Origin of the sequence: uncultured Haliea sp. (assembly GCF_963973825.1) — a bacterium.
GTDB lineage: Bacteria > Pseudomonadota > Gammaproteobacteria > Pseudomonadales > Halieaceae > Haliea.
In genome coordinates, this window is sequence record NZ_CAXBAE010000002.1 from 172,412 (window position 1) to 187,919 (window position 15,508).

Genomic DNA, 15,508 nt, shown 5'->3' on the forward strand with positions numbered 1-15,508 from the left:
CGTCTGGAAGTTCTGCCGGGTTGTGCGCATGCGTAGCCTGCTGAAGTTCAGAGTCTGGCTGCGAAGACTAGCCCGGGGCGCGTTATCGGGGCAAGCCGACTGGTCAGCCTGCGTGTTCCTCCGGGCGATTCGCCAGCCTTCGCGCCACCGGGGTGCGAGTCGGTATAAGCACTTGCACCGCGCCGTTTAAGCGCGCGGGCAAAAACGTCTATCATCGGTTGTTGAGTTTTAGTGAGCCGGGCCGCAGCGTCCGCACGGTTGCCAAGGAGTTTGCAATGCCGAAACCACGTCCCCCGATGCCGATACCCTTCGGCTGGTTTGTTGTCTCCTACAGCGATGAGCTCGCAGTAGGGCAGTCTCGCGCGGTCAATTACTTCGGCCGTGAAATGGTGCTCTTCCGCACCGAATCGGGCCGTGCGGTACTGCTCGATGCGTACTGTCCCCACCTCGGCGCACACCTGGGGTACGGCATCAATGAAAGCAGTGGGCAGGGCGGGCGCATCGAAGGCGAAAGCATTGTCTGTCCCTTTCACGCCTGGAAGTTCGACGCCGCGGGTTACTGTACCGATGTCCCGTACGCGAAAAACATGCCGCCCAAGGTTGTTGGCAAACAGTGCCTGGAGTCCTATCCCGTGGTAGAGGACAATCAGGTGATCTACGCCTGGTACCATCCCGAGGGGGTTGCACCCCTGTGGGAGGTGGAGTCCTTTGAAGAGGCCAACAGCGCTGAATGGGCGCCTCTGCAGCGCTTTGAATGGGTTATCAAAACGGCCTGCCAGGAGATGGCGGAGAATGGTGCCGATTCTGCCCACTTCCGTTATGTACACCAGACCGCGACCTTCCCGGAAACTGAGCTGACCTATGATCAGCACTACTCGCTGGGTGTGCAGCGTGCGGATATGAAAACGCCCCGGGGTATGGTGAAAGGCAGCATAACCTCCAAGAATATCGGTCCGGGGCAGGGCTTCACGCGTTTCGAGGGTATCGCCAGCACGTTTCTGATGGGTAATGTGACACCCATCGACGATGAAACGGTACATGTTCGCTTTGCTTTTACGCAGCCGCTGGTGGATGGCGAGGTCAAGGCTGGTGGTGTCAACGCAGCGATCATCCGGGATATCTGTAAGCAACTGGATGAAGACAAACCCATCTGGGAAAACAAGATGTTCCGTCCGCAACCGGTACTCTGCGATGGCGACGGCCCGATTGCGCGGTTCCGCAAGTGGTACGGCCAGTTTTACGCAGAGCCCTTCACGACCGCCGCGTAATCTGGACTGGCCGCGGTTCTCGCGGCCAGCATCAGAAAGGCCTCAGAATGCAATACTGTCACCTTCGGCGGGTATCGCTGCCCGTCGTTGGTGTCGCTCCCAAAGCAGCGATGCGAGGGCGTCCTGGGCGTCCGGTTCGCCGTGTACCAGCACCAGTCGCGCCGACTCCTCAAAATTCGCGGCCCAGGCCAGCAGCTCGCTCTGTCCGGCGTGCGCCGAGAAACAGCCCAGCGTCTCTATGCGCGCCTTGACGGCATACTCTTCACCGAACAGCTTGACGGTCTGCATGCCATCGACCAGTAGGCGGCCGAGTGTCCCGCGGGCCTGAAACCCGGCGAATATCACGGTATTGCGATCGTCCCAGATACGCTGTTTGAAGTGATGACGGATACGACCACCCGTGCACATGCCGCTGCCGGCAATGATGATCGCGCCACCCTTGATGCGATTGATGGCCATCGACTGCTCCGTATCGGCGGTCAGCTGCAGGCGAGGCAGGAAGTCGGCTAATGATTCCTTGTGTACGTCCGACAGCTCGCGGATATCCTCCCCGTCCATGATGTCCAGCCAGCGGTCGTAGACCCGGGTGACCTCGATGGCCATTGGGCTGTCGAGAAATACCTGCCAGTTGTCGAGTTGGCCCGCGTGGTGCAGGCGCCCGAGGTGGAACAGAATTTCCTGCGTGCGACCGACGGCAAAGGAGGGGATCATCACGCTGCCACCCTGGTTCCAGGTCTCGTGAAGTATCTGGGCAAACTCCTCCATGGAATCATCCTCGTAGCGATGATCCCGGTCGCCATAGGTGCTTTCCATGAGCACGATATCGGCTTTCTCCAGCGTGGCGGGGTCGTTCATCAGTACCGAACCCTTGCGCCCGAGGTCACCGGAAAAGACCAGCCGCTTTTCGGTGGCATTCTCCGTGAGCACGATTTCCACGACCGCTGAACCGAGAATGTGTCCGGCATCGTGCAGGGTAACGCTGCAATGCTGGCCAAGTTTGAACGGTTTGCGGTAGCGACTGGGCTCCAGTTGTTTGAGAACCCGCTCGACATCCTGCTCGTCATACACCGGTTCGCGGGTTTTTCGACCCCGTCGCGCGGCCCGCAGGTTTTCACGCTCAAGGTCGCGCAGATAGAGGCCGACGGCGTCGTGCAACATGATGGGCAGCAGATCCGCCGTGGCGCGGGTGCAGTGAATCGGCCCGCGGAAACCCTGGTGTACCAGCAGCGGCAACATCCCGCAGTGATCCAGATGGGCGTGGGACAGGACGACAGCGTCAATACTGTCGGGGCGAAAGCTGAAGCGTTCGTTGTGGATACGCTCGACCGCATCGCCGCCCTGGCGCAGGCCGCAATCCAGAAGGACCCGCCCGCAGGCCTTGGATTCCAGCAGGTGACAGGAGCCCGTGACTTCCTGCGCGGCGCCGTAAAATGTGAGGGTTGCCATAATCGCTCTCTTTGCACTACGTTGCGCTGATTGTACCTCGGGCCACATGCAGGCGTCTGCTCCCTCTGCCCCTCGCAAGGGGCCCTGCGCGGGATGCAGGAGTCGGCTATAATTGTTGGCTTGCGGGCAGGGCCCGGCCGCTCAGGCACAGGCGACAGGACAGCAACATGGCAGATAACAAACTGATACCCCTGGTGCAGGTGCCCAGCGGTGGCAAGTTCGTCAATGAGCGGGGCATTACCGCCATCAAGGACGGTATCAAAACCGCTGCAACCGCCGGCGCTCGCCTGCCCAAGCCCGAGTGGCTGCGGATTCGGGTGCGCGGCGGGGCAACCTACGATCGCGTCAAGTCCATCGTGCACGAGCACCGCCTGGCGACGGTCTGTGAAGAAGCCAAGTGTCCCAACATGAGTGAGTGCTGGAGTGCCGGCACCGCCACCATCATGCTGATGGGTGATGTGTGTACCCGCGCCTGCCGGTTTTGCGCGGTCAATACCGGAAACCCGCGTGGCTGGCTCGACCCTGAGGAGCCCGCGAACACCGCCCGCTCCGTGCAGCTGATGGGCCTCAAGTACGTGGTGCTGACCTCGGTGAACCGTGATGATCTGCCGGACGGAGGCGCCGGGCACTACGCCGCCTGTGTGCGCGCGGTGAAGTCGGAGAATCCGGAGACTGCCGTGGAGGCCCTGACTCCCGACTTTCTGGGTGCACTTGCCGATGTGGAGACGGTCCTTGATTCGGGTATCGAAGTTTTCGCACAGAACGTCGAAACGGTGCGTCGACTCACTCACCCGGTGCGTGATCCACGGGCCAGCTATGAGCAGACCATTGCCGTGCTCGCCCACGCCAAGCAGTATCGGCCTGATGTGCTGACGAAAACCAGCCTCATGCTCGGCCTCGGTGAAACCGAAGCCGAGATCCTCGAGGCGATGGATGATTTGCGCGCAGCCGGGGTGGATATCCTGACCTTCGGGCAGTATCTGCAGCCTACGGCCAATCACTATCCCATCGAGCGCTATGTGTCGCCGCAGGATTTCGAGAAATACCGCCAGTGGGGCCTGGACAAGGGCTTCCTCGAGGTGGTGTCCGGCGTTTTCGTGCGTTCCAGCTATCGTGCGGAGCAGGTCCTGGAAAAGAACAACGTGGGGCTCACCCGGCCCTGAGTCCGGTAAAGCGGGCAGCGGCGTCTCCGCGCGCCTGCGCCGATTTTCCGTGGTTATCCCGCGCCGATTTTCCGTGGTTATAATGTTGCCCGCGTAGCACAGGGCAGGTAGGGGTGGTCATGCACACGAAATTCGACAGGATTGGGCTGGTTGGCCGCAGCCAGCAGGAGGGCCTGACCGACGTTCTTGACGAGCTGGTGCATCTGCTGCAGGGGCTGGGCAAGGATCTGGTGCTGGAGTCGCGCCTTGCGGAGCTGGTGGCAGACCAGTCCATCCCCCGCGCCAGCCTCGATGCCATCGGTGAGGACAGCGACCTGGTCATCGTGGTCGGGGGCGATGGCAGCCTGCTGAGCGCGGCGCGTACCCTGGCCAAATATGAAACACCGGTGCTCGGGGTCAATCGCGGGCGCCTTGGCTTTCTGACCGATATCAGCCCTGACGACATTGCCCAGCAGGTCCCCGCGGTGCTGGCCGGCGAGTACACCCGCGAGAGCCGCTTTCTGCTCGATGCGCGCGTGGTGCGCGACGGCAAGACGGTAGGGCGGGCGGATGCGCTCAATGACGTTGTGGTCAACTCGGGAACATCTGCGCAGATGATCGAGTTTGAACTGTCGATCAATGGCGTTTTTGTGTATCGGCAGCGGGCTGACGGCCTGATCATTTCCACACCCACCGGGTCAACGGCCTACTCGCTGTCCGGGGGTGGCCCTATCATGCACCCCACACTGGACGCGGTGGTCCTGGTCCCGATGTTTCCTCACGCACTGAGCAGTCGGCCCATTGTCGTGGACGGAAACAGTGAGATTCGCCTCGATATTCTTGAGCGCAACCGGATTCATCCGCCCGTCACCTGCGATGGACAGGTCAACATGACTGCCCGTCCCGGCGATTCCGTGCTGGTCACCAAGAAGCCACACCGGCTCACACTGCTGCATCCGCTGGGTCACAGTTTCTATGCCAGTTGCCGCGATAAACTGCGCTGGAATACGGCGCTGGTGAACTGATGCACGAGGGGTATGTCGTGCTGCGGGCACCTGCGGGAGAGGATTTGCGCCCGGTGGTTGTGTTCCTGCAGCAACAAGGTGTGCGCTGCCGCGTCTATGAGGCCGGCGGGGAACAGGTGCTGGAGGTGGCAGACCCATCTCAGGTGGAGGCGGCGAGCGCCGTGTATGCCGCCTGGCGCGCCGGTGACATCCAGCTTGAGCTGCGTGCAGCCCCTTCGCATGCCCAGTCGCGGCAGGGGCGGGGTGTCTGGCGCGAGGCACCGGTTACACTGCTGCTGCTGTTGCTCAGCGTGGCAGGGTTCCTGCTGGTGTATCTCGGAGCCTCCGCGCAGCGACTGTCCCTGTTCACCTTCACCCCGTTTGTTATCAGCGGTGATAGCCTGCGCTTTGGTGAGATGGGCGCGGAGTACTGGCGCCTGCTCACACCGGCGTTCCTGCATTTTGGCTGGTTGCACATCGTGTTCAACAGCCTCTGGCTGTGGGAGTTGGGTGCCAGGATCGAGCGGCGCCTGGGCTCGGTACACATGCTGGGACTGTTCATCTGTATCGCGCTGGTGTCGAATGCGTCCCAGTACCTGTTTGGTGGTCCCTCCATCTTCGGCGGCATGTCCGGTGTGGTTTATGGTCTGCTCGGCTTCAGTTTTTGCGGAGCACGCCTGCAACCTGCCTGGGGTTTCGAACCCAGTCGTCCCATCATGTTGCTGATGGTGGGGTGGTTGCTGCTCTGCATCGCTGGGGTGGTTGAGGTGCTCGGTTTCGGCGCCATCGCCAACGCCGCGCACGTTGCTGGCCTGTTGTCGGGCGCGCTGCTTGGCGTGTTTCTTGCGCTGCTGGCGCGGCGCAGCGGCGACAGCGGAGCGTCCGGACGGTTATAATCAGGGCTTTTGCCGCAGCCAGGGCCGTCATGAATTATCAGGACATCATCAAACAGCTGTCGCCGGAGATCTACCAGAGCATGCGACGCTCCGTGGAGCTGGGGCGCTGGCCCGACGGCCGCCCGGTTACGCCGGAGCAGCGCGCTCATGCCATGCAGGCGCTGATTGCCTGGGGGGAGCTGCATCTGCCGCCCGAGCAGCGGATCGGCTACATCGACAAGGGCAGCAAAGCCGGCGATACCTGCGATGATCCCGAGCCCCTGCGCTGGCGTGATTCGCAGGAGGGGCAGTGACATGGGACAGGAGCTGGCGCGCGGCGCCCTGCGTAAAATGGGTACCGAACTGGACCAGCCTGTGTCCTACACGCTGGTACTGGGCGAGTCACGCCTGCCCCTGAACGGCTTGCTGGGAAAGTCTCTCACCCTGGAATACCTCGGTGAAATTCACTGCATCCACTGCGACCGCCTGACCAGCAAGAGCTTCAACCAGGGTTACTGTTATCCGTGTTTTCGCCGGCTTGCGCAGTGTGACAGTTGCATCATGAGCCCCGAAAAGTGCCACTACGACCAGGGCACCTGCCGCGAACCCGAGTGGGGACTGGCCAACTGCATGATCGATCATATTGTCTATCTCGCCAACACATCCGGTCTCAAGGTGGGTATCACGCGGCACAGTCAGGTGCCCACCCGCTGGATGGACCAGGGAGCCACGCAGGCGCTGCCGATTTTCCGGGTGGCCAGCCGCTTCCAGTCGGGTCTCGTCGAGAGCCTGTTCAAGGGGCACGTCGCTGACAAGACCAATTGGCAGGCGATGCTGAAAGGCCCTGCCGATCCAGCGGACCTGGCATCCGAGCGCCAGCGCCTGATGGCAGCCTGCGCCCCGGGTATTGCCGAGTTGCAGGCCGCTCATGGCCTGCAGGCGATAGCGCCCCTGGAGGCGCAGGAGACATTGATCGATTACCCGGTTTTGGCCTATCCCGGCAAAGTGTCCTCCTTCAACTTCGACAAGACGCCCCAAGTCTCGGGAACGCTGCAGGGCATCAAGGGCCAGTACCTGCTGTTTGATACCGGTGTCATCAACCTGCGTAAATTCGGCGGCTATCAGGTCGCCCTTACGGAACATTGAGGATTCGCATGCGCGACGCTCAGCCTGGCGCCATCTACCTGCGTGACTATCAGCCCCCCGCCTTTTTCATCGAGCGCACGGAACTCGCGTTTGATCTGCATGAGGATCACGCGCTGGTCAGTGCCTGCCTGCACATACGGCGTAACCCCGCGGTCACGGGCGGCAAACCACTGGAATTGCAGGGCCAGCAACTGGAACTGCTGTCGCTCGCGATCGACGATCGCGCACTGTCGCCGGACGACTACGAGTTGGACGATGCTTGCCTGCGCATCCGGCAGGTGCCTGACACCTTCAGGCTGCAGTCGCAGTGTCGTATCCAGCCCCAGAACAACACAGCGCTCGAAGGCCTGTACAAGTCGCGCAACATGTTCTGCACGCAGTGTGAGGCGGAAGGGTTTCGCAAGATCACCTGGTACCTGGATCGCCCGGATGTGATGGCGGTGTTTGATGTGACGGTGGAAGCGGATGCCACGCGCTACCCGGTGTTATTGAGCAACGGCAACCCGCTGTCCCTGCGTGCCCTGGGCAATGGTCGCCACCGGGCCCACTGGCACGATCCTTTTCCCAAACCCGCCTACCTGTTTGCGCTGGTGGCCGGCGATCTGCGCAGTGTCGATGACCGGTTTGTCACCGCGAGCGGTCGCGAAGTCTCCCTGCATATTTACGTGGAGGAGAAGGACCTCGATAAATGCGACCACGCTTTGCTCTCGCTGAAAGAGTCCATGCGCTGGGACGAGACGGTGTACGGGCGTGAGTATGATCTGGATATCTTCAATATCGTGGCGGTCGACGACTTCAATATGGGCGCGATGGAAAACAAGGGGCTGAACATTTTCAACAGCTCCTGTGTTTTGTGTAGCCCGGAGGTGACCACGGACAGCGAATTCCAGAGAGTGCAGGCAATTGTTGCCCACGAGTACTTTCACAACTGGTCGGGGAACCGGGTAACCTGCCGCGACTGGTTTCAGCTGAGCCTGAAAGAGGGTTTTACGGTCTTCCGGGACGCAACGTTCTCGGCAGACATGGGATCGCCCACTGTCAAACGGGTGGCCGAGGTCAACGACTTGCGCAACACCCAGTTTGCAGAGGACGCGGGCCCACTGGCGCATCCGGTGCGACCGGAGTCCTTTATCGAGATTTCGAATTTCTACACCGCTACGATCTACGAGAAGGGAGCGGAGGTCGTGCGCATGATACATACCCTGTTGGGAGCGCAGCGCTTCCGCGCCGGGTCTGATCTTTATTTTCAGCGTCACGACGGACAGGCCGTCACCTGCGAAGATTTTGTGCGAGCCATGGAAGACGCCTCCGGCGTCGACCTGCAGCAGTTCCGGCTCTGGTATTCACAGGCCGGCACACCGGTACTGTCCGCTGCAGGTGCCTATGACCCGGTGGCACAGCAGTTTCATCTGACCCTGCGGCAGTCCTGCCCACCCACACCCGGGCAACCGGTGAAGTTGCCCATGGTGATTCCGGTCGCGCTGGGCCTGCTGGGGAGCGCGGGTAACCTGCCGCTTCGTCTGGCGACAGACGACCCGGCCTCAGCCGTGCAAACCCACCGGGTGCTGGTGCTGAACCAGCCCGAGCAAACCTTTGTGTTCGAACAGGTCAGCGAAGCGCCTGTACCCGCGCTGCTGCGGGGCTTCTCCGCCCCGGTGCGCCTGGAGTATGCCTACTCCAGTGACGATCTGCGCGCCCTCATGAAACGCGAGGCGGATGGCTTCGTGCGCTGGGACGCGGCCCAGCAATACGCGCTGCGGGTGATCGCGCAGGCGCAGGCCGCCTACACGGCGGGTGACGCTATCGACGTGGAATCGGGCTATCTGGAGGCCTGCGGGCAGCTCTTGCACGATCCTGCGCTGGACCCGGCGCTGGTCGCGGAAATGATGACGCTGCCCGGTGAAACGTATCTGGCAGACCTCGCGGCGGAGGCGGGTGGGGCAGATGTCGATGCCATCCATGCCGCTCGGCAGGCGGTGCGTCTTGCCATTGCCACAACGCACAGCGAGGCGCTGCAGGCCTGCTACCAGCGTTTGCAGAGCACGGCGCCCTACGCGCCCGATGCGGCGCAGACAGGCGCGCGCCGCCTGCGTAACCTGTGCCTGGATTACCTCGCGCTGGGCGGCCCTGGGGGCCTGGCACTGGCCGCCACCCAGTTCCGGGAGGCCACCAACATGACCGATCGGCTTGCCGCCCTGCAATCCCTGGCGTTCCACGGTCGCGATGACCACAGCGACGCGGCTCTGCAACAGTTTTACCGCGACTGGGAGCACGAACCCCTGGTGGTGAATAAGTGGCTGCAGCTGCAGGCCCTGGTTCCCGTGCCTGACACGCTCGAACGCGTGCAGGGGCTCCTGCCGCACCCGGCGTTCGATCTGCACAATCCCAACAAGGTGCGTGCCCTGATCGGCGGGTTCGCCAATGGCAACCCGGTCGCCTTCCACCGGGCAGACGGCGCAGGCTACCGCCTGCTGGCAGACAAGGTCACGCAGCTCAATGCCCTGAATCCGCAGCTGGCGGCGCGTATACTCGAGCCGCTCACGCGCTGGCGCAAGTACCGGAGTCGCGGTGAGCAGATGCGCGCCGTGTTGGTCGAGCTCTCCGCGTTACCCGGCTTGTCTCCCGATGTGTTCGAGGTCCTGCAGAAGTCGCTCGGAGACTGATCAGCGAGCGGGTTTCGCGGCCGGGTAGAGGGGGAATGCACTGTGACTGCCGCTTTTTCCCCCGGGCTGCTGACGCCGCAGCGCGGTGACAGCGGCGGCCAGGTCCGTGCCGCGCCAGGGATTGGCTCCGCGTCGATACAGCGCCTCTTCCAGATCTGCAATGGCCTGCGTCAGTGTCGGGTCTCCGAACTGACGCGCTATGTCTGTAGTCCGCATGGGCCGGTCAGCACCGAGTACGCTCCGGGCCCAGTCGATCAGCGCGACGCGCGCAGACGCCGCGCTGTCGCTGGCACAGGCTGCCTGCAACTGCTTGAACGCCCGTGCCTCGTTGCCGACAGCGCGCGGGTCTGGCTGTTCCTGTGCCGGGGGCAGTGGCCGCCGGCGCCAGAACAGGAACACCGTTGCCAGCCAGAGTGTCGCGAAGACGACGGCCAGGCTCTGCCAGACCACGCCGTGTGCCGCAGCCGACGTCGATGCAGTAGAGGGAAGTGGCTGCGGGGACGTTGCATCGACGGGAAGCGCCGATGTCTGAGCGCCGCGTGACGTCGCAGCCGCGGCGATCGTAATCCTGCGCTCGGGCACCACGGCGAAGCGCAGTACGTCCTGCTCGACATCCCACCAGGGGATGCGAAGCTCAGGGAGCGTGAAGTCTCCTGCGCGGCTGGCTACCAGAGCGGCGCTGTCCCGGCGCTGCCCGACCAGCCCACTGCCGGACTCGCTGTCTACCACGTCGGGCTGATCCGGGTAATAGCGCAGGCCCTCCTGGGCGGTAAATGTCACCGGAGGCAGCTGCGCACCCTGCAGGCCCTCGCCACGCAGGGTGATGGTACGCGTTGCCGACTCGCCCACCTGCAGTGATTCCGGCGCCGTTGACCAGGATTCCTCGATGCTCAGGTTACTCGCAGGCAGCCAGGTGGCGTCGGCGGGGAAGCCGCTGGGGCGCGGCAGCACGCGCACGGTCACCGGCTCGGTGCGACGCTGGATCTGACGCCCGCCCGCACCAAAGTCGAACACGCTGCGTCGGCCGGCACTCTCGCGGCCGGAAAACACCTGGGCGGGGATAACCAGCGTGCCACTCTGCTCCGGGAAAATCGCATAGCGTATTTCATGCACCAGCCAGGGACGGCCGTCTATCGTGCGCTGAAAGGAGTTCTGTTCCAGAGGCTGCACATAGGCGTTGTCGAGTTGCAACTCGCTGACGCTGCGGGAATCCAGGTTTATCGCCTGCTGAATGCGTACGGTGAGCAGCAGCTGCCCCTGCACGTACACGGCATCACGATCGACCTCAGCGGTGACCACCACGGTCTCCTCAGTGTCGGTGGGCTCGGGTGGCGGCCCCACCTCGATAGCTATGGGCTCACTGGTGGCGGCGCCAATGCGCAGGCCGGGGATCGCCAGCAATCCCTGGCGACGGGGGCTCAGGTCCAGGAGGAGTTGCCGGGTCTGGCTGCGCTGGCCGTTGATGATACTGGTGCTGGTCGTATTGCTGCGCTGCAGCACCTCGAAATCCGCCAACAAACGGCGCAGGTCCAGCGCATCGAGATCCTCGTTCGCGGTGGCGGTAATGACCAGCCTGAGGCTGTCGCCGAGGGCCACCTGCTGCCGGTCGACAGCGACTTCCAGCGCCGCCTGCACTGGAACCACCCACAGCGCGAGTACCAGGACCACCCAGAAGCGCTTACCACTCAACATCATTACCTGTCCCCGGTTGTTGTTGCCGTTTGCGGCTCTCGTAGCGAAACTTTTCACGCAGTAATCCGGAGGGATCGTCAGGTACCCGTCGCAGCCACTGCTCCATGGCCTGATTGCGCTCGGCTTCCTCCATGGACAACTCGGGTACCGGAACGTTTTGCGGGGAGCCAGGCTGTGCGGGCTGCTCGTTCTCTGCAGGTCGCTGCTCTCCCTCCTGCGGTGCGGTTTCCTCCTCTGGTGATGCACCTGCCGTTGCGTTGTCATTCCCGTCCGGGTCCCGCTGCTTGCCCTCTGGCTCCCTGCCGGGGTCCTGCGGTGGCGCATCGTCTGCGGCGTCCCCTCCCTTGTCGGAGGGGTCAGCCGCATCGCCGCCGCCTTGTTCGGGCGGCGAATTCCCGGGCTCTTGTTCCGCGGATTCCCCGGGCTCTTGCGCCTGTTCCTGTTGACGCTGCAGCGCCTCCAGAAGCGCCAGGTTGGCCTTGGCATCGTCCTTATCCGGCTCCAGCTCCAGCGACCTCCGGTAGGCGTTGATGGCGGCTTCAAGCTGACCATTGCGCGCCAATGCATTGCCGCGGTTGTACCAGCTGTCCGCGTTTTCCTCTGCAGCAAAGAGCTCGGCGGCCCGTTCAAAGTCGCCACTCTGGTAGGCCGCGGTGGCCTTCCAGTCCGGGTCTCTGAACAGCGCGGCAGCACGTTCCGGATCATCTGCTTCGAGTGCATTTTGCCCCTGCTGGTCCGGCGTCAGCCAGAGGTCCTCCCAGAGGCCGGCATGTACGGGGGCGGGTTGGGAGAAAAACAGCACGGGCACAAGCGTGAGCAGCCAGCCCCGGCGGAAGAGGGCGAGGGCAAGGGGCAGGAGTGCAACAATCAGCCAGTAGCCCTGGTCCTCCCAGGCGTCTGCACTGCGGTTTTCAGCGAGCCGTGTTTCGCGGTTGAGGACCGGCTGGGAGAGCAGATAGCGCAGGTCACTGTCGTCAACCCGCAGTCTGCTGTAAAGGCCTCCCGTGGCGGCGGCCAGCGCTGTAAGCTGCGCTTCATCCAGCCCGGGCATGACGATCGCCCCGCTGTCATCGCGCACGAATCCACCCCGGGGTAGCGGCATCGGGGCACCACTTCGGGTGCCGAAGGCGAGTATGGAGAGGCGGGCGGATGCACCTTCCAACAGCTCCTCGACACGCCGGCTTTCAGCCTCGCTCAGACCATCGGTCAGCAACAGGAGGCGCCCGTCAGTGGTGCCTGCGGAGGTCAACAGGTCCAGCGCGAGCGCAATCGCAGCGGAGGTGTTGCTGCCCGGCAACGGCATCATGTCGGGATTCAGCGCGGGCAACAGGTTGGCGATGGTTGCGGTATCGTCGGTTAGCGGAGTTACCACATGCGCATCGCCGGCGTAGGCCACCAGTCCGGTCTGGCCCTCGTCGCGCTGCTGCAGCAGGTCCAGCAGCTTCTGCCGTGCCCGGTCCAGTCGTGAGGGGGCCTGGTCGGCAGCTTTCATGGAGTAGGACAAATCCAGAACCAGTACCAGTGCATCCTGGACCTGCTCTACCGGCTGTGGAATCTGCTTCAGGCTCGGCCCTGCCGCCGCAACTGCGGCCAGCAGCCACCCCAGCAGGGCGCACCAGAGTATCCGTCGGCGGTGCCCAGCGCGGGTCCCCGCATCGGGTGCCAGGTAAGGAAGCAGGCGTGCGTCGATAACCCGCGTCCAGTCGCCGGCCCGCTGCCCCTGCCGCCACAGCATCCAGGCCAGCGGAATGGCAGGAATGCCCCAGAGCAGCCACGCAGGGCGCATGAAATGCAGGAAAACCTCGGGGTCATTCACGGGCAGTCTCCCCTGTGACCAGGGGGCCACTGCCGCGCAGTCGCCACAGGTGACGCGCGGCAAGCCCGAAACTGATGAGCAGGGCGAATAACAATGGCCAGTGACCCAGTGCCTGCCGCGGGCGATAGGTCGCGGCGTCAACTTCCACCGGCTCCAGTTGATCGAGCAGCTGGTAGATGCCGGCGAGTTCCTGCGGGTCTCGTGCGCGGAAATAGCGTCCTCCGGTCATCTCGGCGATGGCCAGCAGGCTCTCCTCGTCAAGATCTGCGGACGGGTTGACGCGACGGCTGCCAAAGCTGGACCCGAAGATACCGGGAATCGCCAGCTGATCGGCACCGATTCCGATGGTGTAGACGCGGATACCGAGGCCCTGGGCCAGTCGCGCCGCGTCCATGGGGTCGACACTGCTGGCCGTGTCCTGCCCATCCGTCAACAGGACCAGTACGCGGCTTTCTGCGGGGCGTTCGCGCAAGCGTTTGACGGCGAGCCCGATGGCGTCACCGATGGCGGTTTCCTGGCCGGCAAAACCGATCTGGGCCTCCCGCAGAAAACGCTCCACCGTTGCGATATCGAAACTCAGCGGAGATTGCACGTAGGCATTGCTGCCGAACAGAATCAGCCCGACCCGGTCGCCGCGACGACGTTCGATGAATTCGGCGCCGACGGCTTTCACCGCGTCCACGCGACGCACCAGATTATTGCCGACCTGCATGTCTTCAACCCGCATGCTGCCGGAAATATCCACGGCGAGCATCAGGTCGCGACCGCTGGCGGGCAATTGTACAGGCTCGCCAATCCAGGTGGGGCGGGCAGCGGCGGTGAGCAGGCACAGCCAGAGCAGCCAGAGCAGAATCAGCGTGGGCAGGCCGGTGGTGCCCCCCAAACTGCCGCGCGATTGCTCCAGTGCCTGCCAGTCCTCGAAAAACGGTGCGCGCAACGCGGCCGCCTCGCTACGCGCTGCCGGCAACCAGCGCCGGATCAGCAACGGCAGTGGCAACAGCAGCGCCATCCAGGGCCATAGCCAGGTGATCATGCGCGGCCACCCCGATGTCGGCGCAACCAGGCGTCAGCGCAGGCGAGCAGGGCCGGAACATCAACGAATCCCGGGTCGGCCGCGTGGGCCTGTGCGATGGCATCGGGAAAGCGCTGTTCACTGCCCACTGCATGAAATTCCGCATTCAGGAAATCCAGCCACGCCGCGCCGCTCAGCGCCGCGACCGTGCGCCGCGGATACACCTGCAGGCAGACGCCCTTGAGCAGCGCATTGATGGCACACAGTGTGGCTGTTGGATTCTGCCTGGCAGCATGCCGCTCTGCGATGGTGCGCAGTTCGGCCCGCGCCAGGCGTCGATAGCGGTTGCGCCTGTGCTGTCTCCACGCATACCAGCCCAGCGCGGCCAGGGTGGCGCAACCCAGCGCCGCGAGAAGCCACCAGCCCGGCGCAGGTGGCCAAAGCGCGACGGGCTCGGGCGTGCGCAGCGGCTGCAGGGCGGCAAGGGGATCTTGCGGCGTCATGCGCGCGGTTCCCCGAAATAGCGCTGCAGCAGGTGAAAAGGCGAGTTGTCGGTGCTGGCTGCAAGCAATGGAATCCCCAACCGCTGCAACTCCGTTTGTAAGCCGGCAGCGCGGTCTGCGGCGAGGGCTGAGTAGCGCTCGCGCAACTGACGATCACTGGTGACCAGCTCCGCTCTGCGCGAACCATCGGTCACGGCGTAGCGGCCGGGCGGCGGCAACATGGACTCCAGGGGGTCACTGCAGGCGATGGCGGTAATTTCCGTGTGCTGGGCGAGGCGAAACAGGTGCTCGCGCACGGCCGGCTCTGCCGCATCATGAAAGTCGCTGATCAGGTAGACGCTGGTGCCCGGCCGGGCGATGTGACGCAACGTCTCCAGCATGGTTGCCAGGCCACGGGCCGGTTGCTGCGACCCGATGTCTGGCAGTTGCGCGTTGAATTCGACGATGTGCGACAGCAGGGCCAGCACCGTTTTGCGGCTGCGCCTGGGCCGCACCTCCTGATGCGCTGCCTCATTGAAAACGACGCCGCCGACCCGATCGCCGTTACCGAGGGCGCTCCAGGCGAGCAGGCCGGCAAGGTGAGCAGCCAGCACTGACTTGAAGCAACAGTGCGATCCGAAAAACAGGTGCTGTCGCTGATCGATGACCACCAGTACGGGTCGTTCGCGCTCCTCGCGAAACACCCGGGTGTGCGCACTGCCCGTGCGCGCGGTGACACGCCAGTCGATGGTGCGGATATCATCGCCCGCCTGGTAATTGCGCACTTCTTCGAAATCAATGCCGCGACCGCGGAAATTGGCCTTGTTGGGCCCGGTCAGGGCGGCCAGCGCCCTGGTGCGGCGCGACAGGCTCAGGTGTGCAGCGGGAAAGCGTAGCGCGATCAGCGCATCGAGTGTTGCATAGGCGCCAGTAGCGGGGCCTGTCGCATCGGCGATGCTCAC

At 63.6% G+C, this 15,508-nt stretch carries 13 protein-coding genes; 7 read left to right on the plus strand and 6 right to left on the minus strand.

Features of this window, described 5'->3' with window-relative positions; genetic code table 11:
- The first annotated feature begins 275 nt into the window (after window positions 1-275).
- The gene (locus tag AACZ17_RS03310; RefSeq protein ID WP_290739063.1) at window positions 276-1,268 is read left to right on the plus strand and encodes a Rieske 2Fe-2S domain-containing protein; all 993 of its coding nucleotides are present in this window, start codon (window positions 276-278) and stop codon (window positions 1,266-1,268) included.
- A gap of 42 nt (window positions 1,269-1,310) precedes the next feature.
- Here the strand turns inward: AACZ17_RS03310 and AACZ17_RS03315 are convergent, their stop codons facing one another.
- Window positions 1,311-2,714: an MBL fold metallo-hydrolase gene (locus tag AACZ17_RS03315; protein ID WP_290739066.1), complete on the minus strand. Its 1,404-nt coding sequence runs from the start codon at window positions 2,712-2,714 to the stop codon at window positions 1,311-1,313.
- 167 nt (window positions 2,715-2,881) lie between these two features.
- Here AACZ17_RS03315 and lipA point away from each other — a divergent pair, with 167 nt between their 5' ends.
- The 6 genes from lipA to pepN all read left to right on the plus strand — a co-directional run bounded on the left by lipA (window position 2,882) and on the right by pepN (window position 9,544).
- Window positions 2,882-3,877: a lipoyl synthase gene (gene lipA, locus AACZ17_RS03320; protein WP_290739069.1), complete on the plus strand. Its 996-nt coding sequence runs from the start codon at window positions 2,882-2,884 to the stop codon at window positions 3,875-3,877.
- Between the two features lie 119 nt (window positions 3,878-3,996).
- Entirely contained in the window at window positions 3,997-4,881 is an 885-nt protein-coding gene (locus AACZ17_RS03325; protein ID WP_290739072.1) for an NAD(+) kinase, read from the plus strand.
- A complete protein-coding gene (locus AACZ17_RS03330) occupies window positions 4,881-5,756 on the plus strand; it encodes a rhomboid family intramembrane serine protease (RefSeq protein ID WP_290739075.1) in 876 nt (291 codons plus the stop codon). Before AACZ17_RS03325 ends, AACZ17_RS03330 begins: the two co-directional genes overlap by 1 nt.
- A 29-nt stretch (window positions 5,757-5,785) precedes the next feature.
- Window positions 5,786-6,049, plus strand: a complete 264-nt coding sequence (locus AACZ17_RS03335; RefSeq protein ID WP_290739078.1) for a DUF1315 family protein — start codon at window positions 5,786-5,788, stop codon at window positions 6,047-6,049.
- A gap of 1 nt (window position 6,050) precedes the next feature.
- Window positions 6,051-6,881, plus strand: coding sequence for a DUF2797 domain-containing protein (locus AACZ17_RS03340; protein ID WP_290739081.1), 831 nt, complete (start codon window positions 6,051-6,053; stop codon window positions 6,879-6,881).
- An 8-nt stretch (window positions 6,882-6,889) separates the two neighbouring features.
- Complete coding sequence (gene pepN / locus AACZ17_RS03345) at window positions 6,890-9,544, plus strand: aminopeptidase N (protein ID WP_290739084.1); 2,655 nt, start codon at window positions 6,890-6,892, stop codon at window positions 9,542-9,544.
- Here pepN and AACZ17_RS03350 read toward each other — a convergent pair whose 3' ends face one another.
- The 5 genes from AACZ17_RS03350 to AACZ17_RS03370 are packed head-to-tail and all read right to left on the minus strand — an operon-like array spanning window position 9,545 to window position 15,508.
- Window positions 9,545-11,239 (minus strand): BatD family protein, encoded by a 1,695-nt coding sequence (locus tag AACZ17_RS03350; protein ID WP_290739088.1) that lies wholly within the window; start codon window positions 11,237-11,239, stop codon window positions 9,545-9,547. It abuts the gene before it with no gap.
- A complete protein-coding gene (locus AACZ17_RS03355) occupies window positions 11,223-13,052 on the minus strand; it encodes a VWA domain-containing protein (protein ID WP_290739091.1) in 1,830 nt (609 codons plus the stop codon). Before AACZ17_RS03355 ends, AACZ17_RS03350 begins: the two co-directional genes overlap by 17 nt.
- Window positions 13,045-14,085: a VWA domain-containing protein gene (locus AACZ17_RS03360; protein WP_290739093.1), complete on the minus strand. Its 1,041-nt coding sequence runs from the start codon at window positions 14,083-14,085 to the stop codon at window positions 13,045-13,047. The genes AACZ17_RS03355 and AACZ17_RS03360 overlap by 8 nt, the downstream gene beginning before the upstream one ends.
- Entirely contained in the window at window positions 14,082-14,567 is a 486-nt protein-coding gene (locus tag AACZ17_RS03365; RefSeq protein WP_290739096.1) for a DUF4381 domain-containing protein, read from the minus strand. Before AACZ17_RS03365 ends, AACZ17_RS03360 begins: the two co-directional genes overlap by 4 nt.
- On the minus strand, window positions 14,564-15,508 hold the full coding sequence (locus AACZ17_RS03370) for a DUF58 domain-containing protein (protein ID WP_290739099.1): 945 nt from the start codon (window positions 15,506-15,508) through the stop codon (window positions 14,564-14,566). The genes AACZ17_RS03365 and AACZ17_RS03370 overlap by 4 nt, the downstream gene beginning before the upstream one ends.

Bases quoted from the DNA above. Each gene is read 5' to 3' on its own strand.
- AACZ17_RS03310 (WP_290739063.1), top strand. From the start codon at position 276: ATGCCGAAACCACGTCCCCCGATGCCGATACCCTTCGGCTGGTTTGTT.
- AACZ17_RS03315 (WP_290739066.1), bottom strand. From the start codon at position 2,714: ATGGCAACCCTCACATTTTACGGCGCCGCGCAGGAAGTCACGGGCTCC.
- lipA (WP_290739069.1), top strand. From the start codon at position 2,882: ATGGCAGATAACAAACTGATACCCCTGGTGCAGGTGCCCAGCGGTGGC.
- AACZ17_RS03325 (WP_290739072.1), top strand. From the start codon at position 3,997: ATGCACACGAAATTCGACAGGATTGGGCTGGTTGGCCGCAGCCAGCAG.
- AACZ17_RS03330 (WP_290739075.1), top strand. From the start codon at position 4,881: ATGCACGAGGGGTATGTCGTGCTGCGGGCACCTGCGGGAGAGGATTTG.
- AACZ17_RS03335 (WP_290739078.1), top strand. From the start codon at position 5,786: ATGAATTATCAGGACATCATCAAACAGCTGTCGCCGGAGATCTACCAG.
- AACZ17_RS03340 (WP_290739081.1), top strand. From the start codon at position 6,051: ATGGGACAGGAGCTGGCGCGCGGCGCCCTGCGTAAAATGGGTACCGAA.
- pepN (WP_290739084.1), top strand. From the start codon at position 6,890: ATGCGCGACGCTCAGCCTGGCGCCATCTACCTGCGTGACTATCAGCCC.
- AACZ17_RS03350 (WP_290739088.1), bottom strand. From the start codon at position 11,239: ATGATGTTGAGTGGTAAGCGCTTCTGGGTGGTCCTGGTACTCGCGCTG.
- AACZ17_RS03360 (WP_290739093.1), bottom strand. From the start codon at position 14,085: ATGATCACCTGGCTATGGCCCTGGATGGCGCTGCTGTTGCCACTGCCG.
- AACZ17_RS03365 (WP_290739096.1), bottom strand. From the start codon at position 14,567: ATGACGCCGCAAGATCCCCTTGCCGCCCTGCAGCCGCTGCGCACGCCC.